This window comes from Kribbella soli (assembly GCF_004331345.1).
Classification (GTDB): Bacteria; Actinomycetota; Actinomycetes; order Propionibacteriales; family Kribbellaceae; genus Kribbella; species Kribbella soli.
The window spans coordinates 550,559-577,220 of the sequence record NZ_SJJZ01000005.1 but is presented as its reverse complement, the minus strand read 5'-3'; the positions used below and the strand labels follow the sequence as shown (position 1 = coordinate 577,220).

The window sequence follows — 26,662 nt, the reverse complement described above, 5'->3', positions numbered from 1 at the left end:
GCATAGCCCCTTCAACGAACCACGCGCCAGAAAGTTACATCAAGACGACGCAAAGTTACGCCGCCCAGAAACCCCTCGGAAAACCGGCACCGAGGTAACGATCGCCGCTACCTCACACTACCGAACGTCAACGACCGGACACCAATCGCTCGGGCCGATCCCAGTCGGGCCTTAGCCGGCAGGCGGGGTTCAGCCGGCGGCCGGGGCGTCGCTCGGGCTGGAGGCCGGCTCGCTCGGGTTCGATTCCGGGGCGGTGGAGCTGCACGGGCTCGGGGTCGGCGTGGGCGTCACCGTCGGCGTGGTCGTCGGCGTCCCGGTCGGGGTCGCCGTCGGCGTGCAGGTCGGGTCGGTCGGAGTCGGCGTCGGCGTCGGCGTGGTCGTCGGCGTGGTCGTCGTCGGTGTCGTGGTCGGTGTCGACGGCGGCGGGCTCAGCGGCGGCCTGGTCGGCTTCGTCGTCGGGTTCGTCGTGCCGGGGCTGTTGGTCACGGACGGGGTCGCCGTCGTCGAACCGGTCGCGCTCGGGCGAGGTGACGTCGGGACGGTCGTCGGCCGCGTGGTCGCCGGCGCCGTGGTGGGCACGGTGGTCGGGACCGTCGTGGGCGCCGTTGTCGGCGCGGTGGTCGACGGCGACGTCGTCGTACGGGTCGAATCCCGCTCGTCGTTGTTGCCGTCGTCGTCCGGTGTGTCGATGATTCCCGGCTTGTCCGGGATCGTCACGGTGTCCTTGCTGTAGGTCTGCATCCACCGCAGCACGGTTGACACGTAGTCCATCGAGTGGTTGTAGCGCAGCACCGCCTGGACCAGACCCTGCGGATCCGCCAGGTTCGCGCCGCCGGAGCAGAGGTAGTCGCCGGCCGCCCGCGACGCGTCGAACACGTTGTGCGGGTCCTTGAGCCCGTCACCGTTCCCGTCGGCACCGAACGCGTTCCAGGTGCCCGGCACGAACTGCATCGGCCCGACGGCACGGTCCCACGTCGTGTTCCCGTCGTACACGCCCTGGTCGGTGTCGGCGATCGCCGCCATCCCGGGGCCGCCGTCGAGGACCGGGCCGAGGATCTTGCCGCGGGTGTTGCCGTTCGCGTCGACCTTGCCGCCGCTCGCGTGCCCGGACTCGACCTTGCCGATCCCGGCCAGCAGCGGCCACGTGATGTGACAGCCCGGCATCGACATCGCGAGGTCGCGCGCAGCCTTCTGGTACGCCGCCAGCACGGTGCCCGGGATCCCCGAAGTGTCCCCGAACACGCCGGGGATCGGCTTCACGGTGCCGTCCGTCGTACCGGTGATCGGGACCTGGACCGTGGACTTCTCCTGCGTCGGCAGGCTGCCGTCGACACCCGGCTGGTTCGGTACGTCGTCAGCCAGGTCGTCGAACACCGCGTCCTGCCGCGGGGCGGCCAGCGCATGCGCGTCGACGATGAACGTGTTCGAGGTGACTCCGCCGACCACGAACACGGCGACCATGGCGGTGGGCGGAGCCAGGCAGACCCAGGTAGCGGTCAGTTTTCCCCGCCAAGTGTCCAGGTTCTTGAACTGCTGCCTCATCCGAACCGTCCTCGACGCATTCCGCAATTGGTGTGTCACTCGGGCGTAGGGATGATCTTAGCCCCCGGAAGGTCGGCTACAACCGGAGCCGGTGCGCCGTGACCGAGTACCGAACAGGCAAGTTCAGGTATTCGCCCCCGGATATTCACTCCCCCACGCCTGACCACGGTAGGCCGCAGGCAGCACCGGGCGCGCCGGGTGAACGGATGACAATTTCGCCATCCGTTCGGCCGACACGGGTCTGCCCTTTCGGGAAAGGTTCAGTTGCCGCCGAGCATCTTCTTCAGGTCGTCCGGCAGCTCGAAGTCGCCGCCGTCCTGCCCGCCGAACGCGGCCGGCAGCTGACCCGGCTGTGGGGCCTGCGGCTGCTGGTTGCCCTGGTTCGCCCGCTTGGCGGGGTTGCCGGAGCCGCGTTTCTTGCCCTTCTTCTGCTGCTGCTTGGCCTTCCGGCCGCCGGCCCCCATGCCCGGCATCCCCGGCATCCCGGGCATTCCCGGCATCCCCTTGCCGGACGCCATCGCGGACATCATTTTGCGGGCCTCGAAGAACCGCTCGACCAGGCCGCTGACGGTCGCCACCTCGGTCCCGGAACCCTTCGCGATCCGGGCCCGGCGGGAGCCGTTGATGATGTTCGGGTCGTTCCGCTCGGCCGGCGTCATCGAGTGGATGACCGCCTCGATCCGGTCGATCTCGCGCTCGTCGAAGTTCTCCAGCTGGTCCTTGAACTGGTTCGCGCCCGGCAGCATGCCGAAGATCTTGGTCAGCGGGCCCATCTTCCGGACCGACTGCATCTGGGCGAGGAAGTCGTCCAGGGTGAAGTCCTTGCCACCCTTCTTCTGCAGCTTGGCCGCGGTCTTGGCGGCCTCCTCCGCGTCGAAGGAGCGCTCGGCCTGCTCGATCAGGCTCATCACGTCGCCCATGCCGAGGATGCGCGACGCCATCCGGTCGGGGTGGAAGACGTCGAAGTCCTCGAGCTTCTCGCCGTTGCTGGCGAACATCACCTGGCGGCCGGTGACCTGCGCGATCGACAGCGCGGCACCACCACGGGCGTCACCGTCCAGCTTCGACAGCACGACACCGTCGAACCCGACGCCGTCCAGGAAGGCCTGCGCGGTGGTGACCGCGTCCTGGCCGATCATCGCGTCGACGACGAACAGGATCTCGTCCGGGCTGACCGCGTCGCGGATGTCGGCGGCCTGCTTCATCAGCACTTCGTCGACACCCAACCGGCCGGCGGTGTCGACGATGACCACGCTGTGCTGCTTGGTGCGCGCCTCGTCCATCGCCTTCCGGGCGACCTCGACCGGGTCGCCGACGCCGTTACCCGGCTCGGGCGCGAACACCGGTACGCCGGCGCGCTCACCGACCACCTGCAGCTGGGTGACCGCGTTCGGGCGCTGGAGGTCGGCGGCGACCAGCATCGGGGTCTGGTGCTGGGTCTCCTTCAGCCACTTGGCGAGCTTGCCGGCCAGGGTGGTCTTACCGGCACCCTGCAGACCGGCGAGCATGATCACCGTCGGCGGCCGCTTCGACATCCGCAGCTCGCGGGTCTCACCGCCGAGGATGTTGACCAGTTCCTCGTTGACGATCTTGATGACCTGCTGCGCCGGGTTCAGCCCGCCGCGCACGTCTGCCCCGGCGGCACGTTCCTTGACCGCCGCGATGAACTCCCGCACGACGGGCAGCGCGACATCGGCCTCCAGCAACGCGACCCGGATCTCCCGGGCGGTCGCGTCGATGTCGGCGTCGGTCAGCTTGCCCTTGCCCCGCAGAGTCTTGAACGCGGTGGAGAGCCGATCGGAAAGCGTGTCGAACACGAGAAACAGTCCGTTTCCTCGAAGCGATGAACTCCCCGAGTCTACCGGCCCCCCAACCTGTGGATAACTCCACCGGCACAGTCCTCTTTCTCGCTACCGTGCTCCCATCCCCACCGTCCCCCAAGGAGCCGAGAGATGCCCCTCGACATCCCCGCTTTCAACGACGCGTTCGGGCGTGCCCGCGATCGGGTGCGCGACGACGTACACCCGACGGACGTCGCGGCGGAGCAGGAGAAGTTGCGGGCGCTCGTACCCGCCGACGCCTCGGAGGAGGACCGCAACTGGACCGCTCGCGTCATCGCACGCCTCGGTGAACCTCCGGCGCCGCCCCGTGAGTGGAGCGAGCTGTACCACGAGGCTGACCGCATCCACGCCGTCGCGTACCCGCCCACCGGTACCACCGAGGAGCAGATCACGATGCTGGCGGACGCACGCCGGCAGATCTGGGAGATCGCCGAGCGCGCACCCCGGGACGAGCAGGACGACATCCGGGCCATGACCCAAGACCTCGAGTCGCTCGAGGGCTTCCTCCGCGACCCACCGTTCCCGCTGACCGACGAGCCGTTCCCGTCGACCGATGGCTGAGTCCGCCCAACGAGTCCCCCAGGACTCGGCGACGTACCGGGAGTTCGCCCGGTTGTACGACGTCGCGCGGCGTCTCCGCCCGACGGGGATCGACCGCTGGAACGGTGAGCTGTATGCGACGAGCGGGCTCGGTGGCTTCGATCAACGGACCGGTGCGATCGGAGTCCACGAGCCGATCCTGCGTGAGGGCCTGTCCCAGACGCCGGATCACCGGCGGCAGGCCCACGCGCTGGCGACGGTCCTGCACCGCGCTACACAGGCCGGGATGGACCTGGACGCACCTCACGAGGCGAACGCAGTTCGGACCAATCATTCCCTGGGCATCGCCGACGGGTTTGCGGCAGTCCGCGCCGCCAACGACTTCACCACTTTCAGCGAGCTGGCGGGCTACGAGGGGCTGGTCTTCGACGAGCAGCAGCACACCGGTTCGCGCGCGGCGACGACCAACCTGATCGCGCAGGCCGCCGGTCCACGTGTCGACAGGCGCGATCTGATCAACCGTCTGAGCCAAGGGCCGGCGGCTCTGCACTTCGATCGGTTGGCTGAGGGGGTGGTGCGGAATCGGCTCGAGGATGTGGTGCCTGCGGAGGGTGCGGATCGGCGGGCGGTTCGCGGGGAGTTGATCGGGGCGATGCTGCATCCGCGGTGGGAGGAGTTGGCGCGGCGGTCGCCTGAGGCTGGGCGGCAGGTGGCGGAGGAGATCGGGCAGGCGCTCAACTCGAAGGTTGACGAGATCCGGCAGAGGTTCCAGCACACGGCACAGGAACCCGCGGCGGACGGCGTACGGCAGCAGGTTGTGGAGCCGACGCCCGTACGAGAGAGCAAGGCGCCCGTGCGAGACAGCAAGCCGTCGGAGGTGCCGGCGGCGCGGTTCTTGAGTGGTGTTGCGCCGGCTGCCGGAGCGCCCGGGCATCGGCCCTCGTTGGGGGACGGTTCGCGGGCGGCTGTAGACCGTGGGACTGCGACGGTGCGGTCGCGCGGTACTGGTGAAGCGCCGCGCAGGTGAGCTGGTTGACAGGTGGGGATGGAGGATCGAGGATCTAACCAATCTTGTAAGGCTTACCGGTTAGGAGACTCGGGTGCGGGTTGTCGTGGACGGTCCTTCTAATTTGGGGTTGCGGGCGCCCAGTGCGGGTGTGGTGCCGGGGTGTTACAAGTTGGCGGGGGCGGTGCGGGACCGGGGGTTCGTGGGGCGGATCGGGGCGGAGGACGGTGGATGCGTGACGCCGCCGCGGTACGACATGCACGACTGGAAGCCCGGGGACGGCGTGTTCAACGCGGCAGGCATGGCGTCGTACACGCTGCAACTGGCGGATCGGGTGGCCGGGTTCGTCGAGGAGGGGAAGTTCGTGGTGTTGCTGGGTGGTGAGTGCAGCAACCTGCTCGGGCCGGCGTTGGCGTTGAAGCGGCTCGGGCGCTACGGCGTGGTGTACCTCGACGGCCACTCGGATTTCCGGACCGTCGACAACTCGCCGTACGTCGGGGCCGCGGGCGGTGAGGCGCTGGCGTTGGTCACCGGCCGGGGCCAGGCGGACCTGACCGATCTCGAGGGACGGGGGCCGTACACGCGCGACACCGACGCGGTGCTGCTCGGGATCCGGGCGGACGACGAGTACGTCGGCGATGTCGAGAAGGCCAGGATCCCGGTCTGGCCGGCGTCGAAGATCGCGGACGACCCGAACGCGGCTGCCCAAGGAACGTTGAAGCACCTGGACGTACTGGCCGGGTTCTGGGTGCATCTGGACGTGGACATCCTCGACGCGGCGATCATGCCGGCCGTCGACAGCCCGGACCCGGGCGGGATCGACCACGACCAGCTGCGGACACTCCTCCGCCCACTGCTCGCGTCCCCGAAATGCGTCGGGGTCGACATCGGCATCTTCGACCCCGACCTCGACCCCGACGGCACTTACGCCACCGAACTCACCGACACACTGGTCGCCGCTCTCAGCTGAACGAGACCGGGACATAGACGTTGCCGGTGCGGTCGCTCATTTCAAGGTCTCCCCCGGTCCCCACACCAGGCCCTGTCCGTGAGGTTCGGCACGACCCAGGTCCCGGCGCTCTCCGCCCGGCCAGGTCTGCAGGTCGACGCGGTACTCCCAGCCGGTCGCGCCGGGACCGTGGGCGATCACCTGGTGCGGCTCGAGCCGCAGACGGGCCAGTGGCGCGGACGCGGTGGCCGATGCGCCGAGCTCGTCCAGGCGCGCCTCGATCGCGGCCCGGTCCGGGCGGCGCAGGTACTGCCACATGATCGAGTGCCACACCACAGTCACGTGCCCCGACGACAGCTCCAGCCCGCGCAGGAACGAGACAGCGTCCTCCCGTCGTACGTCGGCCGGCACCTCCCGCGCGACCTTCAGCGCACCACGGAGCCGCTCCAGGCGATCAGCCATGTCCGGCCACACGTATGACGTCAGCGTGAGCGCACCGTCCGCTGTCAGCGGGTTCACCGGGGCGATGTCGCACCCCACCCGCTCAGCGATCCGGAGCTCCACCGACGGCACCTGTCCGGACCACGCCGACTCAAACACCACCGGACTGTCAGCAGGCCCGTACGACGCCCCGTCCGTCACGTACCGGTACCGATCGGCGCGTAGGTTCAGGCCGCCGCTGGCACCGATCTCGAACAGCCGCACCGGCAGCGGCACCGCCTCGACCAGGTGCAGCAGTCCGCCGTACAGGGAAGCCGACCGCCCTACCTCGTTCGTTTGCGGCGGCTGCGTCAGTAGTGACCGCACCTCTCCCAGCCGCGACTGCAGTACCTGCTCGAACGCCTCCCAGCCGAGCACTGGATCCCACGTCCCGCCGACACTCGGGTAGAACGCCGCCAGCTCAGGCGCCGTACCGGACAGAACCATGCCGTGCACAGCAGCCAGCAACCGCAGTCCGATCGCCTCACCGAACGAACGGCCCTCATACCCGGCCAGTACCTCGACCGAGACCCCACCGACCTCGTAGTCGTCCACGAGCAGCCGGAGCAGCTCGGCGTACATCGGGGACCCCAGGTCCTCGCAGGCGGTCGCTTGTCGCTGCAGAGCCTCTACAACATCCACATAGCCGAGATTAGAAGCTCAGTCGATCCAAGACTGACTTTGCGGTCGTCCGCGCGTCCTCGGATTCGAGTGGCGCGCCATGGCTGTCGGTGAGGTAGAAGACGTCCACACACTCCGCACCGAGCGTGCTGACGTGTGCGGAGCGGATGTCCGCACCAGTGGAGGCGATCGCCGCTGTGACGTCGTACAGCAGGCCCGGACGGTCGTGGGCGCGCACCTGCAGCACCGTGGCTGTTTCCGATGCGTCCGGCAACAGGTCGACGCGACTCGCGACACGAGCGCGCGACGAGTCCCTTGCGGCCAACCGCCGTACGACGTCAGTCGAGTCACGCAACGCCACCGCGAGCCGGTCGCGTAGACGCACCGGATCGGGAGGTGAGCCAGCGACGGTCCACTGCGAGATGCCCAGCCCGTCAACGGACGTGATGACCGCGGACCGCACCGCCAGCCGCTCCACCGCGAGTACGGCGGCAACGGTCGACAGCGTCCCTACTTGATCGGGTACGGCGACGTTCACTCGCAGGTCGCCGTGATGGTCGGACACTGTGACGCCGAGCCGCCCCACACCAACCACCTGGTGCAGCACCGGCACCGCAACGGGCGGCGCCTCGGTCCACATGCCCTCGCCACCGCCGGCGAGCTCACCACGCACGCGGCGGCAGAGCTCTCCAACCAGCCGCATCCGCCACGGCGACGACGCAGCCGGGCCGGCTGCACGCGCGTCGGCGTACGTCAGGGCCTCCAGCAGGTCCAGCGTTTCGGTGCTGCGCACGATGCCGACGACCATGTCCACGGTCATCGGGTCTTCCAGGTCTCGCCGGGTGGCGACCTGCGCAAGCATGAGGTGCTGACGGACCAGCAGGGTGATGGTGTCTGCGTCGGCCTCGCTGAAGCCGATGCGACGCGCCACCCGGGCCGCGATCCCCGCACCGGTGACGCTGTGGTCGCCGTCGAGCGCCTTCCCCAGGTCATGCAGCAGAGCAGCAACCAGCAACAGGTCAGGTCGCCGTACGTCGCGCACCATCGCGGACGCTTCGACACAGGTCTCGAGCAAGTGCCGGTCGACGGTGAACCGGTGGATCGCCGACTGCGGCGGCCGGAACCGTACGGCGTCCCACTCGGGCAGGATCCGGGAGATGTACCCGGCCTGATCCAGCGCCTCCCACACCTCAAGCAGTCCGCTGCCCGCACCGAGCAGGGCGCACAGCAACCGCCGCGCCTCCCCCGGCCACGGCTCGGGCAGGTCCGCAGCCGACGCTGCCAGCCGCGCACAGACAGCAGGTGACAGCACGAGCTCACGGTCCGCGGCAACTGCAGCAGCACGCAGTCCGAGCACAGGGTCCCGCTCCGGACGTGCGTCCGGCATCAGAACGACCTCGCCCTCGTGCTGGCCCACACCCTCGTCCAGTGCGAGCAGCAACGGCCCACCGCTCCGCTGACGACGCCGGGACCGCGGCGGCTTGGTCATCAGGCTCTCGACACGCCGCCAGGACACGTCACACACGTGCGCCAGCGTCCGGCCCGTCGCGTACACGTGCCGCAGCAACTCGTCCCGCCCCGACATCCCGAGCCCAGCCGCCACTTCACCGGCCAGGTCGGCAACAAGCCGGTCGGTCGCGCGACCAGCCACCTCGTGCAGTGCGTCGCGGACCTCGAGCAGGTCCCGCCGCGCGCGCTCCAGCACAGGATGCGGTACGTCAACCAACCACGACGCCACCAATGCGCGCAGTACGACGGCATCGCGCAGGCCGCCGTACGCCTCCTTCAGGTCGGGCTCCGCGAGGTGTGCGAGCTCTCCGACCGTGGACGCCCGGTCGCGGCACGCCTGCGCCAGTCCGGGCATTCGGGACCGCGCCGTACGCCGCCAGTCCGCCATCAGCACCGACCGCAGTTGCAGGGTCAGGTGCGAGTCTCCCGCGACATGCCGTGCGTCCAGCAGCCCGAGGGCCACGCGGTCGTCCGCTGCTGCGGCCTGCTGCGCCTCGGCCAGTGTGCGGACGCTGTGGTCCAGCTTGGTCCTCGAGTCCCACAGCGGGTACCAGATCTGAGCAGCCAGCTCATCGATCCGCGGGTACCCCTCGGCGTGCACGAGCATCACGTCGAGGTCGCTGTACGGCGACAGCTCCTCACGCCCGTAGCCGCCCACCGCAACCAGGGCGACGCCCTCGGTAGGTACACCGAGGGCGTCACAAGCCTTTGCGAGCAGCAGCTGCAGCAGCGCGTCGGCCTCTTCGGCACGACCGCGCCGCTGCTCTGCTCGATCCAGCACTACAGTGCGTCTCCGTCCAGCTCGCCGGTGCGGACCCGGACGATCGTCTCCACCGGGGTGACCCAGACCTTGCCATCGCCGATCTTGCCGGTCTGTGCGGCCTTCACGATGACATCGACCACGTCGGCGCTGTCACCGTCCTCGACGACCACCTCGAGCCGCACCTTCGGCACCAGGTCCACCTCGTACTCAGCGCCACGATAGACCTCGGTGTGGCCCTTCTGCCGGCCGTAGCCGCTCGCCTCGGTGACCGTCATGCCGGTGACGCCGAACGTCTCCAGCGCGGCCCGGACGTCCTCCAGCTTGTGCGGCTTGACCACCGCGGTGATCAGCTTCATGCCTTGACACCTTCCTTCTCCGAGGCCTCAGTGGTTCCATTCTCGGTCTCGGCGGGAGCCGGTGCCGGGCGGGTCCCCAGCGCGCCGCGCAGGCCGCCGGCGCTGAGGTAGTCGTACGCCGTCTCGGCGTGCTCGGTCTGGTCGACACCGGTGACCTCGTCGTCCTCCGTGAGCCGGAAGCCGATGGTCTTGTCGATGACCTTGCCGAGGATGAACGCGATGGTGAACGAGTAGACCCCGACCACCAGGTTGGCCACCGCCTGCTTACCGAGCTGGGAGGCTCCGCCACCGTAGAAGAGGCCGTCGACCGCGGACGGCGCCGCCGCCGAGCCGAGCAGACCGATCGCCAGCGAGCCGAACAGACCGCCGACCAGGTGGACGCCGACCACGTCGAGCGAGTCGTCGAAGCCGAGCTTGTACTTCAGCGACACCGCGAAGGCGCAGATGGCACCGGCGAACAGGCCGAGGATGATCGCGCCGACCGGGGTGACAGCACCACAGGACGGGGTGATCGCGACCAGACCGGCGACCGCACCGGACGCCAGACCCAGCGTGGTGGCCTTACCGTGCGTCAGTCGCTCGATGATCAGCCAGCCGATCACCGCGGCAGCGGTAGCGACCTGGGTGTTCACGAAGGTGACGGCGGCAGTGGTGCCGGCGCTCAGTGCGGAGCCGGCGTTGAAGCCGAACCAGCCGAACCACAGCAGGCCGGCGCCGAGCAGCACCAGCGGCAGGCTGTGCGGCCGCATCGGGTCCTTCTTCCAGCCGATCCGCTTGCCGAGCACGATCGCCAGCGCGAGCGCGGCAGCACCGGCGTTCACGTGCACCGCCGTACCGCCGGCGAAGTCGATCGCCTTCAGCTTGTCGCCGATCCAGCCGCCGTTGCCGTCGTCGAGGAACCAGACGGAGTGCGCGACCGGGAAGTACACGAGCAGCGTCCAGCCGACCACGAACACGATCCAGCCGCGGAACGTGGCTCGGTCGGCGATCGCGCCCGAGATCAGCGCGGGGGTGATGATCGCGAACATCAGCTGGAAGGCGACGAATGCGAGCGTGGGCGTCGTCCCGCTCACCGCCTCGGGTGCGAGCAGGCCCTTCAGCCCGACTTCGGAGAAGTCTCCGATCACGTGCCCGGTGTCACCGGCGAATGTCAGCGAGTAGCCGACCACCACCCAGAGGATGGTGACGACGGCGATGGTGACGAAACTCATCATCATCATGTTCAGCACGCTCTTCACGCGCACCATACCGCCGTAGAAGAAAGCCAGGCCCGGGGTCATCAGCATCACCAGGGCGGCACTTGCCAGAACCCAGGCGGTATCGCCGGCGTTGATCTCCATCAACGTCATCCCTTCCATCGAACTGGGGGTGGCCGGCGTCCTCAGTCGGGAGGTCTCCACAACGCCGGGGAGCCCGCCGCTCGGCCACTCCGCACACGGTGTCGGCGCGCCGTTTCAGCCGATCGGTCGGTTTGTTTCAGGCATGTGACAAAGCGGCCTCCCAGGTGACATCGAGGTGACATGGCTCACCGAAGGCCAACTTGTGGCACTCTGGCCTGGACCACACGGGCCGCAGCCGCGCCACTGCACCCGTCTGAGCTGGGGAACGACGAAATGGAGCCGAACCACGGGGTGAGCCCGCGCCGCGGCAGGCCACGGGACCCGGAAGCGGAGCCGAGGATCCGCAGGTACGCCGTGCAGCTGCTGCTGGAGCGGGGATTCGAAGGAATGACGGTGGACGATGTCGCCGAGGCCGCTGGGGTCGGCAAGGCGACGATCTACCGGCGGTGGGCCAGCAAGGAGCTGCTCGCCAACGACGCCATGGCCGATTTGTTCGACCTGGAGATCCCGGACGCGGACACCGGTTCGATCGCGGGTGACCTGCGCCAGGTCTACCGCGTCGCGCTGGCGTTCGCGAACAGCGAGTACGGGCGGGCGATGATTCGCCTGGCCGTCTCGGAGGCGAACCGCGACGAGCGGTCCGCCGCGATCTATCGAGGTGTACTGGAACGCCGGATCGAGATGACCCGGCAAGCACTTGAGCGCGCCCGGGCGCGTGGCGAACCGATCAAGAGCACCGCGGACCCGGTGCTGATGGTCGAGTGGATGGCCGGGGTGTTCGTGATCCGAGCCCTGACCGGACAGCCGATGCCGCCGCCCGAAGATGCCGATCGCCTGGCCGACATCACTCTGCGCGCAGTACTCGAGTTGCCTGTCTCAGAGCCGTAGTCCAGGGCCCAGAGCCACCTGGTCCACGCGCATCTCGGTGACGCGTCGGACCCGTCCGCTGTCGAGGTTCCAGGCCAAGACCCAGCCGTGGACCCGGAACAGCACGTTGCTGTCGTCGTACCAGCCGAGTACGACGCAGCAGCCGGCCTCACGCACGAACGGACGATCCCCCGCCCCCTCGTAGGTCGGGGGACTGTCCTGTGGTTCCCCGAGCACCAGCAGCCGGCTGGGCAGCGTCCGCAGCGTGGAGATCGCGGCCAGCACCTGAGGCTGCGACACCCTGGTCGGGACCTCCGGGAGCTTCTCCGCGATGAACATGCGTGCCGCGGCGGAGTTCGACGACATCGTCTGGCCCTGCCAGGACCGGACCGGCAAGGTGAGAGGACTGTCGTCTATCCACTGGCCGTTGAACTGGTACCGCATGACGGCCCCGGTCTGCATCCGGTACGGCGACGTGGCCTCGTCCGGGTCGTCCGGCGCAGAGACCGGGAGCACTGCCCGCTCACCGTCACCGCCTTCGCCGACGACCACCTGGTAGGCGACCCCCGGCCCGCTGACCAGCACGCGCTGCTCGTCCTGCACCCAGGACACGCTGCGGAACTCACCGGCGGACAGGGGAAAGTGCGAGATCTCGGCCGTCGACGCATTCACCGTGATCAGTTCACCCGGCTGGGGGAACGCGACGACCCGGCCGTACGGAGAGATCGCTCCCGGGCTGAGTGGCGACTCGCCGCCGACCGCGACGAGGCCGACGTCGGCCTTTGCCCAGGACCCGTCCGCACCGAGCAGCAGCGGTGCATAGCGGTCCCCCTGCTTCACCAGAACGACGGCCGCGACGCTGTTCAGGGTGTGTTTCGCCAGGGGACGCACCTTGTCCGGCAACTCCAGGCGATCGCCGAGCGGTGTCTCGAGCCGGTCGAGGAAACGCTCGCTTCCCGGCGGCGGCGCAACCCAGAAGTCGATCCCGCTGATCTGTCCGGACGCTTCGACGTACCCGGGCGGAGTCCGCGGTGGGGTGATGTCGTCGGCATTGCCCGACGTACCCACCTGGATCAAAATCGACGCGACGATCGCCAGCACGATGAAGGCGATCACGCTGATCACGACGGTACGGCGCCGACGCCGACTGACTCGCACCCCGGCTGCCCATGCTGCGTCGGCCAGCTCAGGCTCCGGTAGCTCGTCGGCCGCCTGAAGCAGCAGGGGCTGCACGTCCTCCCGTCTCATCGGGCATCACGCCAGTCCCCCGCGCCAAGCGACGCACGGAAGCTGCCGAACGCGCTCATGCCGTGGGCGTGTACGGCGGTGTGCGACAGACCGAGCAGCTCGGACACCTCGAACTCGGTCAGCTCCTCCAGGTGCAGCAGCACGAACACCGTGCGCTGTGCGGGCGTCAGCTCGGCGAGTGCGCGCTTCACCGGGTCTTCCTCGTCCGGAAACGGCTTCGCCCGGTTCCAGGGCCGCATGGCCGGCTGGTAGAGCATGCGCTGGACGAAGGCGTCCGGGTCGTCCACCCTGGTCCAGCGCACGGACAGCTGCGTGAAGGCGCGCAGCAGTAGCTCCTCGGCTCGGTTCAGGTCGCCGTACACGAGGTACGCCGTACGGAGCCATCTGCCCTGCCGCGCATCGACGAACGAGGCGAAGTCCGGGTCGACCGTGTCGTGCATCCACCCTCCCGGCCTCTATTCAACTCCTCAACTACTGCGCGCTGCTACAGCCAGACGCGTCTCTTCGGTGATCAGGTCGAAGTTGATGCCTCCTGCGGCCGCCAATCCGGCCGCTGCGGAAGGCATGACCTGCGCCATCGGGTTGCTGACGTTGCCGGCTGCGAAAACCCCAGGGACCTGTGTGGCACCCATGGCGTCGACCTGGACCGCAGTACCGACCTCTACTCCGTTCGACTCCACCAGAGTGGTCTCGAGACCCAGGTCGGCCAGGAAGCCCGCGCGTGCGCGCATGGTGGTCTGAATCGCCAGCACCTGCCGCGGAACGACCTTGCCGCCCTCCAGCCGTACACCGGTGATCCGGTCGTCCGTAACCTCGACCTGCTCGACCTTCCCTTGTACTACGGCGATTCCGCGCGCAGCCAGTTCCTCCCACTGCTCCTCGGTCGGCTCCGGCGCAGTGTGCAGGAACAGCGTCACGTCATCGCTCAACTCCCGGAACAGCTGCACCTGGTGCATTGCCATGGAGCTGGTCGCCAGCACTCCGATGGCCTGGTCCTGCACCTCCCACCCGTGGCAGTACGGGCAGTGCACCACGTCCTTCCCCCACCGCTCCGCCAGCCCAGGTACGTCGGGCAGCACGTCAGTCAGCCCTGTCGTCACCAGCAGTCGCCTGCTCCCGTACGTCGTTCCGTCGGCCAACTCGACCGTGAACCCATCGTCGTCGCGCCGAGCCGTCGTCACCGTGCCGTCGACGAACTCACCGCCGTACCCCTGCACCTCCTGACGGCCGATCGCGTAGATCTCCTGGGGAGGTACGCCGTCACGCGTCAGGAAGTTGTGCACGCCGTCGGCGGGCGCGTTGCGCGGCGTACCGTCGTCGATCACCAGGACCGACCGGCGGAACCGGACCAGGGCCAGCGCCCCGCTCAGCCCGGCAGCGCCGCCGCCGACCACGATCACGTCGTACTTCGTCATCTCTGCACTCCTCTGTTTCAGCGTCTGCACCGAGGATGCGTCGTGATTTTCATTTTCGACAAGTATTGTTGCCGGTATGGCAAACGACGAGGACGTTCTCGAGTCGGTCGGGCCGCGGCTGCGGGCGCTCCGGAGCGAACGTGGCACGACGCTCGCCCAGCTGTCCGATACGACCGGCATCTCGGTCAGCACGCTGTCTCGGCTGGAGTCCGGGCAGCGCCAGCCGACGCTGGAGCTGCTGCTGCCGCTGGCCCGGGCGCACCAGGTGCAGCTGGACGAGCTGGTGGACGCACCGCCGACCGGAGACCCGCGGATCTACCAGAAGCCGATCAAGCGCCACGGCACCGTGCACATCCCGCTGAGCCGGCGGCCGGGCGGCCTGCAGGCGTTCAAGCAGATCCTGCCGGCGGGCTATCCGGGCAATGACGTGGTGCAGAAGACCCACGAGGGCTACGACTGGTTCTACGTACTGTCGGGCCGCATCCGGCTCAAGCTCGGTGACCAGGACTTCATCGTCAAGGAGGGTGAGGCGGTCGAGTTCGACTGCCGGGTGCCGCACTGGTTCTCCAACCCGGGACCTGGACCGACCGAGGTGCTATGTCTTTACGGCCCGCAGGGGGAGCGGATGCACGTCAGAGCTCGCACTACATGACTCGCACTACCTGAGGAGAGACCTAGTGAGCGTCGCGTTGTTCACGCTGGGCGGGACCATCTCGATGGCCGGTACCCATCGCCTTACCGGTGACGACCTCACCGCCGCGATGCCCGGGCTGCCCGAGTTGGGCCATCCGGTAGAGATCCAGGACATCGAGAAGGTTCCGAGCGCGAACCTGACGGCCGCCAAGCTGCTCGAGGTCGTCGACGCCGCCTCCAAGGCCGTCGCCGCCGGAGCCGTGGGAGTCGTCGTCACCCAGGGAACCGACACCCTGGAAGAAAGCGCCTTCCTCGCCGACCTGGTCTGGCCGCACCCGCAGCCGCTCGTGTTCACCGGAGCGATGCGCAACCCGACGCTGGCCGGTCCCGACGGCCCTGCGAACCTGCTGGCCGCGCTGCGGGTCGCCTGCTCCCCCGCGGCACGTGACCTGGGCGCACTGGTCGTCTTCAAGGAAGAGATCCACGCGGCGCGGTGGGTGCGGAAGACCCACAGCACGAGTACGGCGACGTTCGTGTCACCGAACACCGGTCCGATCGGCCACGTCGTCGAGGACCAGGTACGCGTACTCACGCGCCCGCTGCGGCTGGACGGCGTACAGGGCAGTGCTGAGCCCGCCGAGCTCGACAACATCCACGTCGCGCTCTACACCGTCACGCTGGACGACGACGGTCTACTGCTGCAGGGCCTGGCCGACACCCACCAGGGGCTCGTCGTCGCCGGGTACGGCGTCGGGCACGTGCCGGCTGCACTGGCACCGGTTCTCGGCGAGCTGGCGACGCGGATGCCGGTCGTCCTGACGTCACGGACCGGCGCAGGCTCGGTCGTCCGCAACACGTACCACTCCCCCGGCTCGGAAGCCGACCTGTTGCAGCGCGGCCTGATCGACGGCGGGTTCCTCGACCCGTACAAGGCGCGCGTCCTGCTCCGGTTGCTCCTGGCAACAGACGACGACCTCGCCGCGGCGTTCGCGCAGTACAGCTAGGTCCTCGCTGGATCACCAGACAGGACCTAACTCAGCGACGCGGCCTTGGTCATCAGGTAGTCGCGTTCCGGCAAGCTCGTCGTACCGCGGGCCGCCGCCCGGAAGTGCTCGGCGGCGGTCTCGTGGTCGCCGCGCATCTCGTAGAGGTGTCCGCGGGTGGCGTCGAGGCGGTAGTGGCCGGCCAGCTCGTCGTCCAGCGGTGCGAGGAGCTTCAGGCCGGCGTCCGGTCCGTCCACCATGGCGGCCGCGATCGCCCGGTTGAGCTTCACCATCGGGTTGCCGGACAGGTCTTCGAGGAGGCCGTACAGCCCAAGGATCTGCGGCCAGTCGGTGTCCTCGGCGCGGTCCACCTCGTCGTGCAGTGCAGCGATTGCTGCCTGGATCTGGTACTCGCCCAGCGGGGGTGTGTTGAACGCCTCGACCGCGAGCGCCACGCCCTCTGTGACGGCGTCGTGGTCCCACAACGCCCTGTCCTGATCAGCCAGCGGGATGATCTCCCCACCCTTACCGGTCCGCGCTGTGCGACGGGCGTCGGTCAGCAGCATCAGAGCGAGCAGTCCGGTCACCTGTCCGTCGTCCGGCAGCTGAGTCCGGACGGCGCGAGTCAGACGAATCGCCTCGCTGGAGAGGTCGCTGCGGTGCAGCTCCGGGCCACTGGTGCTGGTGTAGCCCTCGTTGAACATCAGGTACAGCACGTGCAGCACGTTGCGCAGCCGGTCCGGGTCGGCGTCCAGCTCGAAGCTGGAGCCCTTGAGCTTCGACTTCGCCCTGCTGATGCGCTGCGCCATCGTCGCCTCAGGAACGAGGTACGCCGTGGCGATCTCGGCCGTGGTGAGGCCGCCGACCGCCCGCAGGGTCAGGGCGATCGCCGAGGCCGGCGTGAGGGTCGGGTGGCAGCACAGGAACAGCAGCCGGAGCGTGTCGTCGTGCTCCTCGACCTCGCCGGCCGGCACCTCCCGCAGCGCCGCCCGCTCCTCGCGGCGCCGACGGGCCTGCTGCTGGCGGACCTCGTCGATCAGCCGCCGTGACGCCGTCTGGATCAGCCAGCTCTTCGGATTGTCCGGCCGGCCGTCCCGCGGCCAGGTGGTCGCTGCTGCGAGCAGCGCCTCCTGGACCGCGTCCTCGGCCGCGGCGAAGTCACCGGACCAGCGCACGACGGCGCCGAGGACCCGCGGCGTCAACTCCCGCAGCAGGTCCTCGAGCTCGCCGTCCGGTTCAGAAGTCGTGGAGATCGGCATCCGACTCCATCACCCGGCGGACCTCGATCGGTTGCTCGAGCGGTACGCCGCCGGGTCCAGGGGCGGCGGACTGCCACGCCGCGATCTCGTAGGCCCGCTCCTCCGACTCCACGTCGATCATCGTGTAGCCGGCCAGGACCTCCTTCGACTCGGCGTACGGACCGTCTGTCAGCACCGGCGCGGTCACGCTGGCCGCCCGCACCACCTTGGCGTGCGACGGCCAGGTCAGCCCCTGGACCTCGACCAGCTCGCCGCTCTTCCGCAGTCGCTCGATGCCCTCGCCGAGGTGGTTCATGTGGGCCTTCATGTCGGCCTCGTCCCACTCCAGCATCGGGGTGTCGCTGTTGCCGCCATCCATGTTCATCAGCAGCATGAACTTGGTCATCAGAGTCTCCTCCTTGTTGAGTCTTTACCCTGAGACGGAGCCGGTGACCGGTTCTCTACATCAATCCAGCAGAGCGTCGACGAATTGTTCGGGCTCGAACGGGGCCAGGTCGTCCGGACCCTCACCGAGGCCGACGAGCTTGACCGGTACGCCGAGTTCGCGCTGCACCGCGATCACGATGCCGCCCTTCGCCGTACCGTCCAGCTTGGTGAGCACCAGGCCGGTGACGTTGATGACCTCGGCGAACACGCGGGCCTGGGTGAGGCCGTTCTGACCGGTGGTGGCGTCGATGACCAGCAGCACCTCGTCCACCTCGGCGGACTTCTCGATGACGCGCTTCACCTTGCCGAGCTCGTCCATCAGGCCGGTCTTGGTGTGCAGGCGGCCCGCGGTGTCGACCAGGACGACGTCGGCCTCCTCCTCGATGCCCTGCTTGACCGCGTCGAACGCGATGCTCGCGGGGTCGCCGCCCTCGGGTCCGCGGACGGTGCGGGCGCCGACCCGCTCACCCCAGGTCTGCAGCTGATCGGCGGCGGCCGCACGGAAGGTGTCGGCGGCACCGAGGACGACGTGCTTGTCCTCGGCGATCAGCACCCGGGCCAGCCGGCCCACGGTCGTGGTCTTGCCGGTGCCGTTCACTCCGACCATCAGGATGACCGCAGGCTGCCCGTCCTTGCGGCTCACCTTCAGCGAGCGGTCCAGCGACGGGTCGACCAGCGCCACCAACTCCTCGCGGAGGATCTCCCGGGCCTCTGCGGCGCCGACGCCCTCGACCCGCATCCGGGTGCGAAGCTTCTCGACCAGCTCCTGCGTGGGCGCCACACCGACGTCCGCGGTGATCAGCGTGGTCTCGATGTCCTCCCACGCCTCCTCGTCGAGCTTGTCACGGGAGAGCAGCGCAAGCAGCCCCTTGCCGAGGGAGCCCTGCGAACGCGCCAGGCGGGCGCGGAGCCGAACGAGCCGGCCCTGCGCGGACTCAGGCTTCTCGAGCGTCTCCACGGCGGCCGCGGGCTCCGGCAGCTCGGTGTCCTCGAGCGTCCGGGTCGGGGTGTCCCGCGGTTCCTCCGCGTCGTCACCGACCTTCGGCTCGGCGGCCTCGGCGGACTCCACGGCGGGCTTCGCAGCGTCCGGCGGCAGCTCGGCGCGGCGGCGCCGCGCGACGACCAGGCCGGTGGTTCCGACGACCAGAACGACCGCGATGACCACGACGATCGTGATGAGAGCCTGGTCGGTGAGCAGAGAAACGAGCTGTGAGGTCACGGTTCCCCATCTTGACAGACGCCCGGCCCGCCGCCCGCATTTGTCACGTCAGGCAAACCAGTTGTCGCGGTACGTGAGTGGGCATCAACTCGGGGCGATGAGTGAGCAGAACCACGGTCCGGTCGCCCGCCGCCGCGAACAGGTCGGCGAGCAGCGCCCGCCCCGTCTCCTCGTCCAGGTGCTCGGTCGGCTCGTCGAGGACCAGTACGTCGCGATCGGCCAGCAGCAGCCGTGCGAACGCGAGCCGCTGGCGCTCACCACCCGAGAGCCGCGCACCGTGCTCCCCGACCATGGTGTCGAGGCCCTCCGGCAGCTTCTCGACGAGCAGCCCGAGCCGCGCCCGGTAGAGCGCCTTCCACAGCTGCAGGTCGCTGACGCCCGGCTTCGCGAGCAGCAGGTTCTCCCGGATGCTCGTGTCGAACACGTGGCTCTCCTGGGTCAGCAACCCGACGACGGACCGCACCTGATCGCCTTCGAGCTTGGCCAGGTCAACACCGTCCAGCAGTACCTCTCCCCCACGCGGCTCGAGGAACCGGAGCAGGACCGAGGCCAGCGTGCTCTTGCCCGAGCCGCTCGGGCCGGTGATCACCACACGGCTCCCGGCCGGCATGTCCAGGCTGAGTCCATCCAGTACGTCCGGGCCGTCGTACCCGGCTCGCAGCAGGTTCACCTGCAGGTCGCGTCCGGTTGGCAGGGGCAGCGGCTTGGTCGGCTCGGTGACCGGCGCTGGAGTGTCTACAAGTTCCTGCACCCTGTCGAGGGACGCCCGTACGCGGATGGCCAGCTGGGCGGCTGCCGGGATTCCACCGAGTACGTCGGCCAGAGCGAGCGGGGTGAGGACGAGTACGGCGAAGACAGCACCGGTGATGTTCGCCGTACTGCCGAGGACCAGCGCGGCCACGCTGGCGCCCCCGACGCACAGGGCGAGCAGGGCGCTGCCTAGGCCGGCGCTCCAGGCGGACCGGCGTTCGGCGGCGGCCAGGTGAGCGTCGCGGCGGCTGAAGTCGTCCAGCACCGAGTCGATCGCGTTGAAGGCGACCACATCGGCCGCGGTGAGCAGGGACTCGGTGGTGGTCGCTGCGACGTCGCCACGGGCGCCGGCGAGGTTGCGCTCAGCTCGCTCGGCGGTCCGGGCAGTCAGCCACGGTACGACGGTGCACGCGATCAGGACCGCCAGCGCGACAGCGGCACCGGCTGTTGGAAGCAGCAGCGCGAGGAGGCCCACCGTGGCGGCTGCTGTGACAGTTGCGACCGCAACGGGCAGGAGGACTCGCAGCCAGAGGTCGAGGACCGCATCCACGTCCAACACGAGCCGGGCGAGCAGATCACCCTTCCGCTGCGAACCGAGTGGTGCGAGCTTCTCCAGACGCCCGGTGATGCGAGCGCGGGTCTCACCCAGCACCCGGTACGCCGCATCGTGTCCGACGAGTCGTTCGACGTACCGGAAGACGCCTCGCCCGACACCGAAGGCACGAACTGCGACGATTGGGACCATCAGCAGCAGCACAGGTGGTTGTGCCGAGGCTGCTGTGATCAGCCAGGCCGACGTAGCGAGCAGAGCAACAGCTGACCCGGCAGCCGCGACGCCCAGCACGAGCGCCAACCACAGCCTCCACATCACGCCGCGCTGCGGCCGAGCTAGTTGCAGGCTCTTCATGCGTTCACCAACTCTCGGGCGCCTACGGTGACCGTGCGGTCGGCCGCGGCGATCAGGGCTGGGCGGTGGGCGACCATGAGGACTGTGCGGCCGCTGGAGCGCAGACCGGTGATGACGGACGCTTCCGTGTCGGCGTCGAGACCGGCGGTTGGTTCGTCGAGCAGCAGCACGGGGGCGTCGGTGAGGAGCGCACGGGCGAGTGCGACCCGGCGTTGCTGACCGCCTGAGAGTTGCTGGCCCTGCTCCCCCACCGGTTTGTCCAAAAGCAGGTCGGCAGCGCCAGCAGCCAGGAGTGCCAAGCGGACCTCGTCGTCTGACGCATCCGGCCGGCCCAGCCGCACATTGTCGGCCACGGTCCCCAGCCGCAGCCCGGGACGCTGCGGCACCCACGCGAACTGCCGCCGCCACGCAACCGGATCGAACTCATCCGCCGCACTGCCTGCAGCGACGACGACACCGCGCTCGGGCTCAACGAACCCGAGCAGGACAGCCAGCGCCGTCGACTTCCCAGCGCCACTCGGCCCGGTCAGCGCCACCACCTCACCCGGCCGCAACTCCAGATCGAACCCCTCCAGCGCCGGCACATCCCGCCCCGGGTAGCTGACCGTCACGTCGTACAGGTACAGCGGGCTCACCCGCAGATCGGGTACGTCGGTGCGCTCGCCACGTGCAGGCAGTGGCGTCTCCAGCACGCGGAACACCTCTTCGCTCGCCGCAACCCCGTCCGCGCTCGCATGGAACTGCATGCCGACCTGTCGCAACGGCAGGTACGCCTCCGGCGCCAGGATCAGCACCATCAACGCAGTCTCGAGTCCGAGCTTCCCGTCAACGAGCCGAAGACCGACGCCGACAGCAACCAATGCGACCGACAGGCTCGCCAACAGCTCCAACGCGAACGACGACAGGAACGCCAGCCGCAAGCTCCCCATCGACGCCGCGCGGTGCTGGTCGGTAACCCGTCGTACCGCAGGCTCCTGCGACTTCGCGCGGCCGAACAGCTTCAGTGTGGTCAGTCCGCCGACCACATCCGCGAAGTGATGCGCCAGCACAGCCAGCGCGTGCTGACGCTGCCTGCTACGCGCCTGCGTCACCCAGCCGATCAGTGCCATGAAGATCGGGATCAGCGGCAAGGTGATCAGCACTGTGCCGGCAGCGATCAGGTCGCCGGTTGCCATCCAGCCGATCACGCCTGCCGGCACGGTGGAGGCTAGGACGAGCTGTGGCAAGTAGCGGGCGAAGTACGGGTCCAGATCGTCCAGGCCCTTTGTCAGCAGAGTTGTCAGCGCACTGCTGCGTTCACCGCTCAGCCAGACCGGTCCGAGCTTCAGCGAGTGCTCAAGCACCTGCCGCCGCAGAGTGGACTTCACTGCGGCGGCTGCGCGTTGTGCGACCACGTCCTGCGCCCACACCAGCAACGCCCGACCTGCAACGACTGCAGCCAGCCCCCAGGCCACGGCGGTCACCCCGCTGCCCCGCAGTACGACGCCTGCGATGCCGTGTGCGAGCAGCACGGCCTGCACGATGATCAGCGCACCACTCGCGACACCGATCAGTACCGACGCGGCCAGGAAGACCCGGGCACCACGGGCGCGCTTCAGCAGCCGCGGGTCGAGCGGCTTCACGACACCGCCACTGGCTCAACGGTGACGCGCTTGCGGAACACCCAGTACGTCCACCCCTGATAGACCAGCACCAGGGGGAAGAAGATCGCCGTGATGATCGTCATCGCCTTCAACGTGTACGCCGAGGACGCTGCCTCGACTGCGCTGAGCGTCGACCCTGGATCCAGCGTCGACGGCATCACGTCGGGGAACAGCGCGACGAACAACGACACCACGGCCAGTCCGATCGCGAGCGTCGTACCGACGAAGGCCCAACCCTCGCGGCGCAAGAGGTTCGCGACCAGGCCGCCGGCGAACGCGACGACCGCGGCGATCGTCACAACGACCGAGACGGTGTCGCCGCGCAACGCCTGCGCCCAGGCGAGGAAGGCGATCGTCAGCACCGCGGCAACGACACCGGTGCGGGTGGCAAGCCGGTTGGCGCGAACCCGCAGGTCGTCGGTGGTCCGCAACGCAAGGAAGATCGCGCCGTGGGTGACGAACACCGCGACGAAGGTCAGGCCGCCGAGCAGCGCGAACGGGTTGAGCAGGGTCCCGAAGCTGCCGACGTACTCGTGGTCGGCATCCAGCGGCACACCGCGCACGATGTTGCCGAAGGCAACGCCCCAGAGCAAGGCCGGCAGCACCGAGCCGATGACAATCATCGCGTCCATCCGCGCGCGCCACACCGGCTCGTCCCGCTTGCCGCGGTACTCGAGTGCGACGCCGCGCAGGATCAGTCCCACCAGGATCGCGAACAACGGCAGGTAGAACCCGCTGAACAACGTCGCGTACCACTCCGGGAACGCCGCGAACGTGGCCGCGCCGGCCATGATCAGCCAGACCTCGTTACCGTCCCAGACCGGGCCGATCGTGCTGATCGCGGCGCGTCGTTCGGGCTCGTTCCGGCCCAGCACGCGGTACAGCATCCCGACCCCGAAGTCGAAGCCCTCGAGCACGAAGTACCCGGTCCACAGCGTCGCGATCGCGACGAACCATACAGTCGTCAGTTCCATCAGACGCCCCTCAGTACGCGAACGACAGTGGTTTGTCGGGCTGGTCCGGAGCCGTGTCCGGCGGCGCGTCCGTCCCGGCCAGGCCGCCCCGGATCGTCCGCAGCAGCAGCTTGGTCTCGACCACCGCGAGTACGCCGTACAGCGCGGTGAACCCGACCAGGGACGTGATCACCTCGCCGCTGGTCGTACTGGGCGAGACGCCCGACGCCGTCGGCAACAGACCGAACACCAGCCACGGCTGCCGACCGGTCTCGGTGAAGATCCAGCCGAACGTGTTCGCCGCCAGCGGCAGTAACGGCAACGGGGCCGCCAGCCAGACCAGCCAGCGGGTAGGAGCTCGGCCGCGGCGCGTGGTCCACAACAGCCACAGCGCGATCGCGGCCGACGCCATCCCGACGCCGATCATCAACCGGAAGGTCCAGTAGGTCAGGGGGATGTTCGGTTTGTACGACCCCGGCCCGTACAGCTGCTCGTACGCGTCCTGCAGCGAGTTGATCCCCTTCACCTCACCGTCGAAGTGCCCGGTGGCGAGGAAGGACAGCAGGTACGGCAGCTTGATCGAGAAGATCTCCTTCGAACCGTCCAGCGTGCCGACGGTGAACACCGAGAACGACGCCGGCTTCTCGGTCTCGTACAGCGCCTCGGCCGCCGCCATCTTCATCGGCTGCACCTCGGTCATCACCTTGCCCTGCAGGTCGCCGCTGATCGCGACGCCGACACTGGCCACCAGTACGACGGACGCGCCGATCTTCAGCGCCGACCGGAACACGTCCTTGTCGACCGTGGGACGCCGTACCAGGTGCCACAACGCGACACCGGCCACGAACGCGCCGCCGACCATGAACGCGGCGAAGATCGTGTGCGGAAAGGTGACCAGCACGACCTTGTTGGTCAGCACCGCCCACAGGTCCGTCAGCTCCGCGCGACCACGATCAGCGTTGTAGCGGAAGCCGACCGGGTTCTGCATCCACGAGTTGGCCGCGAGGATGAAGTACGCCGACAGTTGCGTGCCGAGCACCACCATCCAGATGCAGCCCAGATGCACCAACCTAGGCAACCGCTCCCAGCCGAAGATCCACAGACCGATGAACGTCGACTCGAGGAAGAACGCGAGCAGCCCCTCGAGCGCCAGCGGGGCGCCGAACACGTCGCCGACGAACCGCGAGTAGTCGCTCCAGTTCATCCCGAACTGGAACTCCTGCACCAAGCCGGTGACCACACCCATCGCGATGTTGATCAGGAAGAGCTTCCCGTAGAACTTCGTCAGCCGGAGGTATTTCTCCTTCCCGGTCCGGTACCAGGCGGTCTGCAGGCCGGCGGTGATCGCGACCAGCGAGATCGTCACCGGCACGAAGAAGAAGTGGTACACGGTGGTGATCGCGAACTGCCACCGCGCCAGATCCAGGGTGTCCATCGGGAAGGCCTCCCCAGCCCATCTACGACGTGTCGTAGTAGATGCTAGCGCGGATCTACTACGACGTGTAGTTATACTGGTCACGTGGCGAGTGAGGAGAAGGGACCACGCCCCCTGGGCGACCTGGAACGCCTGGTGATGGAGCAGCTCTGGGCAGCGCCGGCCGCGCTGACCGTGCGTGAGGTGCACGAGCGGCTGGCCGGCACCCGTGAGCTCGCCTACACCACCGTGATGACCGTTCTGGACCGGCTGGCGAAGAAGAAGCTGACCGAGCGCGAGCGCGACGGCAAAGCCTGGCGCTACCGGGCCGCCGCGCCACGTGAGGAGCTGGCCGCCGACCTGATGCGGGACGCACTCGACCGTGCGGGCGACCGGCGCGAGGCCCTGGTCCGCTTCGTTGGTCAGGTGTCCGACGAGGAAGCGGCACTGCTCCGCGAGGCTCTCTCCAAGCTGGACGACCAGGAGCAGACGGGGTGACCACCCCGGTCCTGCTGGCCGTTCTGGCGCTGGTACTCACCGGCCCCGCACCGGCACTGCTGGCTCGTTCCGACTGGCCCTACCGGGTCCCCCGCGCCGCAGTCATCCTGTGGCAGGCGATCGCACTGGCCGCCGTACTAGCTGCTCTGGGTGCCGGTATCGCGTTGTCCTACTCGATTGCTGGGCGGCCTGGTGAGCCACGGTTCGATCCGTCGTCGGCACGGGACCTGGTGGCCGCGGCGATCCTCGCCATGGTCGCGCTGGTCGTAGTGCGGCTGCTGTGGGCGATCGGACGCGTAGCGGTCGGCACGCGGTCACGGCGCAAGCGGCACCGCGATCTGGTCGACGTACTGGCCACACCGGACGGGCTGATCCCAGGACTGCGAGTACTGGCGGAGGAGACGCCGCTGGCCTACTGTCTGCCGGCGCTGCGTGGCGCGCGGGTCGTCGTCTCCGTTGGCGCGTTGGACCGGCTGGACGACAGCGAGCTGAAGGCTGTCCTCGCGCACGAGCAGGCGCACCTGCGAGCGCGGCACGACCTGGTGCTGGAGGAGTTCACCGCGCTGCACCACGCCTTCCCACGCTGGGTACGTAGCGACGTTGCGCTGGAGCAGGCACGCACACTGGTCGAACTGCTCGCCGACGACGACGCTCGCCGCCGCAACGGTCCACGCCCACTGGCGCGTGCGCTGGTCGCGCTCGCCGGTTCACCTGCACCAGAGGCTGCCCTGGCAGCGGCCAAGTCCTCAACGGTCCTGAGAGTGCAACGCCTGGCCGGCCCGGCCCCCAACGAGTCCAGGCTCTCCGCTGTCACGTACGCCGCCGCGGCCGCACTCCTGATCCTGCCGACGATCACCATCGCCGCACCGATCGTGAAGGCGATCGTCGACGCGGTCAGCTAGCCGGCCGGTACCGCACCAGTACGCCGCCCGCACCCCACGGACGCGCCTCGATCAACTCCAGGCCCACTGGCGAACCACCACCGGACGGGAAGGCGCTCTTCCCCACCCCCAGCAGTATCGGGCAGATCCGCAGCTGCACCTCGTCGACCAGCCCGGCCCGCAGCAACGACTGGAACAGCGTGATGCTGCCCCACAGGATGATGTCCTTGCCGGTCTGCTCTGCCTTCAGCGCACGCACCGCATCCAGGTCCCGGACCACCAGACCAGGCTCGTACGGACCCCACGGCGCACTGGCCAGCGTCGTCGACACCACGACCAGCCGCAACGCGTTGAGCTTCTCGGCGATCGGCTCGTCGGCCGACGCCTCGGTCGGCCAGAACGCGGCGAACAACCGGTACGTCTCGGCGCCCAGCAGCATCGTGTCGACACTCTCGAGCAGTTCGAGGTTGTCGTTGTCCGGCTGCGAGCTGATGGCGTCGAAGAACTCCAGCCCACCGTCCGGCCCCGCGGCGTACCCGTCGAGCGTCACGTACTCCTGGAAGATCAGCCGCCTCATCCAGCGAGGCTACCCGAAATGTTTTCCCTCACCCCGTGCTAC

25 protein-coding genes are annotated in these 26,662 nt (G+C 68.7%); 8 read left to right on the top strand and 17 right to left on the bottom strand.

All coding sequences use genetic code 11. The annotated features are described in order from the left end of the window. Positions 1-189: 189 nt before the first annotated feature. Positions 190-1,542: a lytic transglycosylase domain-containing protein gene (locus tag E0H45_RS42705; protein WP_238155633.1), complete on the bottom strand. Its 1,353-nt coding sequence runs from the start codon at positions 1,540-1,542 to the stop codon at positions 190-192. 260 nt (positions 1,543-1,802) lie between these two features. After that, entirely contained in the window at positions 1,803-3,359 is a 1,557-nt protein-coding gene (gene ffh, locus E0H45_RS38440) for a signal recognition particle protein (protein ID WP_131347003.1), read from the bottom strand. 135 nt (positions 3,360-3,494) lie between these two features. On the opposite strand from ffh, the gene E0H45_RS38435 reads away from it, so the two are divergent. From E0H45_RS38435 to E0H45_RS38425, 3 genes are all read left to right on the top strand, one after another. Then, positions 3,495-3,944, top strand: coding sequence for a hypothetical protein (locus tag E0H45_RS38435; RefSeq protein ID WP_131347001.1), 450 nt, complete (start codon positions 3,495-3,497; stop codon positions 3,942-3,944). After that, the gene (locus E0H45_RS38430) at positions 3,937-4,950 is read left to right on the top strand and encodes a hypothetical protein (protein WP_131346999.1); all 1,014 of its coding nucleotides are present in this window, start codon (positions 3,937-3,939) and stop codon (positions 4,948-4,950) included. The genes E0H45_RS38435 and E0H45_RS38430 overlap by 8 nt, the downstream gene beginning before the upstream one ends. Positions 4,951-5,023: 73 nt before the next feature. Beyond that, entirely contained in the window at positions 5,024-5,899 is an 876-nt protein-coding gene (locus tag E0H45_RS38425; RefSeq protein WP_131346997.1) for an arginase family protein, read from the top strand. 36 nt (positions 5,900-5,935) lie between these two features. Here the strand turns inward: E0H45_RS38425 and E0H45_RS38420 are convergent, their stop codons facing one another. Genes E0H45_RS38420 through E0H45_RS38405 form a run of 4 tightly spaced genes read right to left on the bottom strand, consistent with a single transcriptional unit; the run spans position 5,936 to position 10,956 of the window. Further along, positions 5,936-7,000, bottom strand: coding sequence for a DUF2332 domain-containing protein (locus tag E0H45_RS38420; protein ID WP_131346995.1), 1,065 nt, complete (start codon positions 6,998-7,000; stop codon positions 5,936-5,938). A 10-nt stretch (positions 7,001-7,010) separates the two neighbouring features. Next, a complete protein-coding gene (locus E0H45_RS38415; RefSeq protein WP_131346993.1) occupies positions 7,011-9,269 on the bottom strand; it encodes a [protein-PII] uridylyltransferase in 2,259 nt (752 codons plus the stop codon). Next, positions 9,269-9,607: a P-II family nitrogen regulator gene (locus E0H45_RS38410; protein ID WP_131346991.1), complete on the bottom strand. Its 339-nt coding sequence runs from the start codon at positions 9,605-9,607 to the stop codon at positions 9,269-9,271. Before E0H45_RS38410 ends, E0H45_RS38415 begins: the two co-directional genes overlap by 1 nt. Beyond that, a complete protein-coding gene (locus E0H45_RS38405) occupies positions 9,604-10,956 on the bottom strand; it encodes an ammonium transporter (RefSeq protein ID WP_238155632.1) in 1,353 nt (450 codons plus the stop codon). Before E0H45_RS38405 ends, E0H45_RS38410 begins: the two co-directional genes overlap by 4 nt. Before the next feature lie 264 nt (positions 10,957-11,220). Between E0H45_RS38405 and E0H45_RS38400 the strand changes: the two genes are divergently transcribed. Continuing rightward, positions 11,221-11,835, top strand: a complete 615-nt coding sequence (locus E0H45_RS38400; RefSeq protein WP_131346989.1) for a TetR/AcrR family transcriptional regulator — start codon at positions 11,221-11,223, stop codon at positions 11,833-11,835. On the opposite strand, the gene E0H45_RS38395 is transcribed toward E0H45_RS38400, so the two are convergent. From E0H45_RS38395 to E0H45_RS38385, 3 genes are read right to left on the bottom strand one after another with little or no spacing between them, the layout of a single operon-like run. Continuing rightward, positions 11,824-13,062, bottom strand: a complete 1,239-nt coding sequence (locus tag E0H45_RS38395) for a hypothetical protein (RefSeq protein ID WP_131346987.1) — start codon at positions 13,060-13,062, stop codon at positions 11,824-11,826. The genes E0H45_RS38400 and E0H45_RS38395 overlap by 12 nt on opposite strands. Continuing rightward, positions 13,059-13,502 (bottom strand): sigma factor-like helix-turn-helix DNA-binding protein, encoded by a 444-nt coding sequence (locus tag E0H45_RS38390; RefSeq protein WP_131346985.1) that lies wholly within the window; start codon positions 13,500-13,502, stop codon positions 13,059-13,061. Before E0H45_RS38390 ends, E0H45_RS38395 begins: the two co-directional genes overlap by 4 nt. Before the next feature lie 27 nt (positions 13,503-13,529). Beyond that, the gene (locus E0H45_RS38385) at positions 13,530-14,477 is read right to left on the bottom strand and encodes an NAD(P)/FAD-dependent oxidoreductase (protein WP_131346983.1); all 948 of its coding nucleotides are present in this window, start codon (positions 14,475-14,477) and stop codon (positions 13,530-13,532) included. A gap of 76 nt (positions 14,478-14,553) precedes the next feature. Here E0H45_RS38385 and E0H45_RS38380 point away from each other — a divergent pair, with 76 nt between their 5' ends. After that, a complete protein-coding gene (locus tag E0H45_RS38380; RefSeq protein WP_131346981.1) occupies positions 14,554-15,129 on the top strand; it encodes a helix-turn-helix domain-containing protein in 576 nt (191 codons plus the stop codon). Positions 15,130-15,154: 25 nt separating this feature from the next. Further along, the gene (locus tag E0H45_RS38375) at positions 15,155-16,114 is read left to right on the top strand and encodes an asparaginase (protein WP_131346979.1); all 960 of its coding nucleotides are present in this window, start codon (positions 15,155-15,157) and stop codon (positions 16,112-16,114) included. Positions 16,115-16,140: 26 nt separating this feature from the next. Here E0H45_RS38375 and E0H45_RS38370 read toward each other — a convergent pair whose 3' ends face one another. From E0H45_RS38370 to E0H45_RS38340, 7 genes are read right to left on the bottom strand one after another with little or no spacing between them, the layout of a single operon-like run. After that, on the bottom strand, positions 16,141-17,352 hold the full coding sequence (locus E0H45_RS38370) for an RNA polymerase sigma factor (RefSeq protein ID WP_131346977.1): 1,212 nt from the start codon (positions 17,350-17,352) through the stop codon (positions 16,141-16,143). Next, positions 17,330-17,737 carry a YciI family protein gene (locus tag E0H45_RS38365; protein WP_131346975.1) on the bottom strand — a complete coding sequence of 136 codons (408 nt, stop codon included), beginning with the start codon at positions 17,735-17,737 and terminating at the stop codon, positions 17,330-17,332. Before E0H45_RS38365 ends, E0H45_RS38370 begins: the two co-directional genes overlap by 23 nt. Positions 17,738-17,797: 60 nt before the next feature. Next, on the bottom strand, positions 17,798-18,997 hold the full coding sequence (gene ftsY, locus E0H45_RS38360) for a signal recognition particle-docking protein FtsY (protein ID WP_202872720.1): 1,200 nt from the start codon (positions 18,995-18,997) through the stop codon (positions 17,798-17,800). A 43-nt stretch (positions 18,998-19,040) separates the two neighbouring features. Beyond that, complete coding sequence (gene cydC / locus E0H45_RS38355) at positions 19,041-20,654, bottom strand: thiol reductant ABC exporter subunit CydC (RefSeq protein WP_131346973.1); 1,614 nt, start codon at positions 20,652-20,654, stop codon at positions 19,041-19,043. After that, positions 20,651-22,276 (bottom strand): thiol reductant ABC exporter subunit CydD, encoded by a 1,626-nt coding sequence (gene cydD / locus E0H45_RS38350; protein ID WP_131346971.1) that lies wholly within the window; start codon positions 22,274-22,276, stop codon positions 20,651-20,653. Before cydD ends, cydC begins: the two co-directional genes overlap by 4 nt. Further along, positions 22,273-23,271 carry a cytochrome d ubiquinol oxidase subunit II gene (gene cydB / locus E0H45_RS38345; protein ID WP_131346969.1) on the bottom strand — a complete coding sequence of 333 codons (999 nt, stop codon included), beginning with the start codon at positions 23,269-23,271 and terminating at the stop codon, positions 22,273-22,275. Before cydB ends, cydD begins: the two co-directional genes overlap by 4 nt. Positions 23,272-23,281: 10 nt before the next feature. Further along, positions 23,282-24,685, bottom strand: a complete 1,404-nt coding sequence (locus E0H45_RS38340) for a cytochrome ubiquinol oxidase subunit I (RefSeq protein WP_131346967.1) — start codon at positions 24,683-24,685, stop codon at positions 23,282-23,284. Positions 24,686-24,769: 84 nt separating this feature from the next. Between E0H45_RS38340 and E0H45_RS38335 the strand changes: the two genes are divergently transcribed. Both E0H45_RS38335 and E0H45_RS38330 read left to right on the top strand, forming a co-directional pair. Beyond that, complete coding sequence (locus tag E0H45_RS38335) at positions 24,770-25,162, top strand: BlaI/MecI/CopY family transcriptional regulator (protein ID WP_130387628.1); 393 nt, start codon at positions 24,770-24,772, stop codon at positions 25,160-25,162. Further along, the gene (locus E0H45_RS38330) at positions 25,159-26,064 is read left to right on the top strand and encodes a M56 family metallopeptidase (protein ID WP_131346965.1); all 906 of its coding nucleotides are present in this window, start codon (positions 25,159-25,161) and stop codon (positions 26,062-26,064) included. The genes E0H45_RS38335 and E0H45_RS38330 overlap by 4 nt, the downstream gene beginning before the upstream one ends. Here the strand turns inward: E0H45_RS38330 and E0H45_RS38325 are convergent. Next, on the bottom strand, positions 26,057-26,620 hold the full coding sequence (locus tag E0H45_RS38325) for a dihydrofolate reductase family protein (protein WP_131346963.1): 564 nt from the start codon (positions 26,618-26,620) through the stop codon (positions 26,057-26,059). The genes E0H45_RS38330 and E0H45_RS38325 overlap by 8 nt on opposite strands. Between the last annotated feature and the right edge of the window lie 42 nt (positions 26,621-26,662).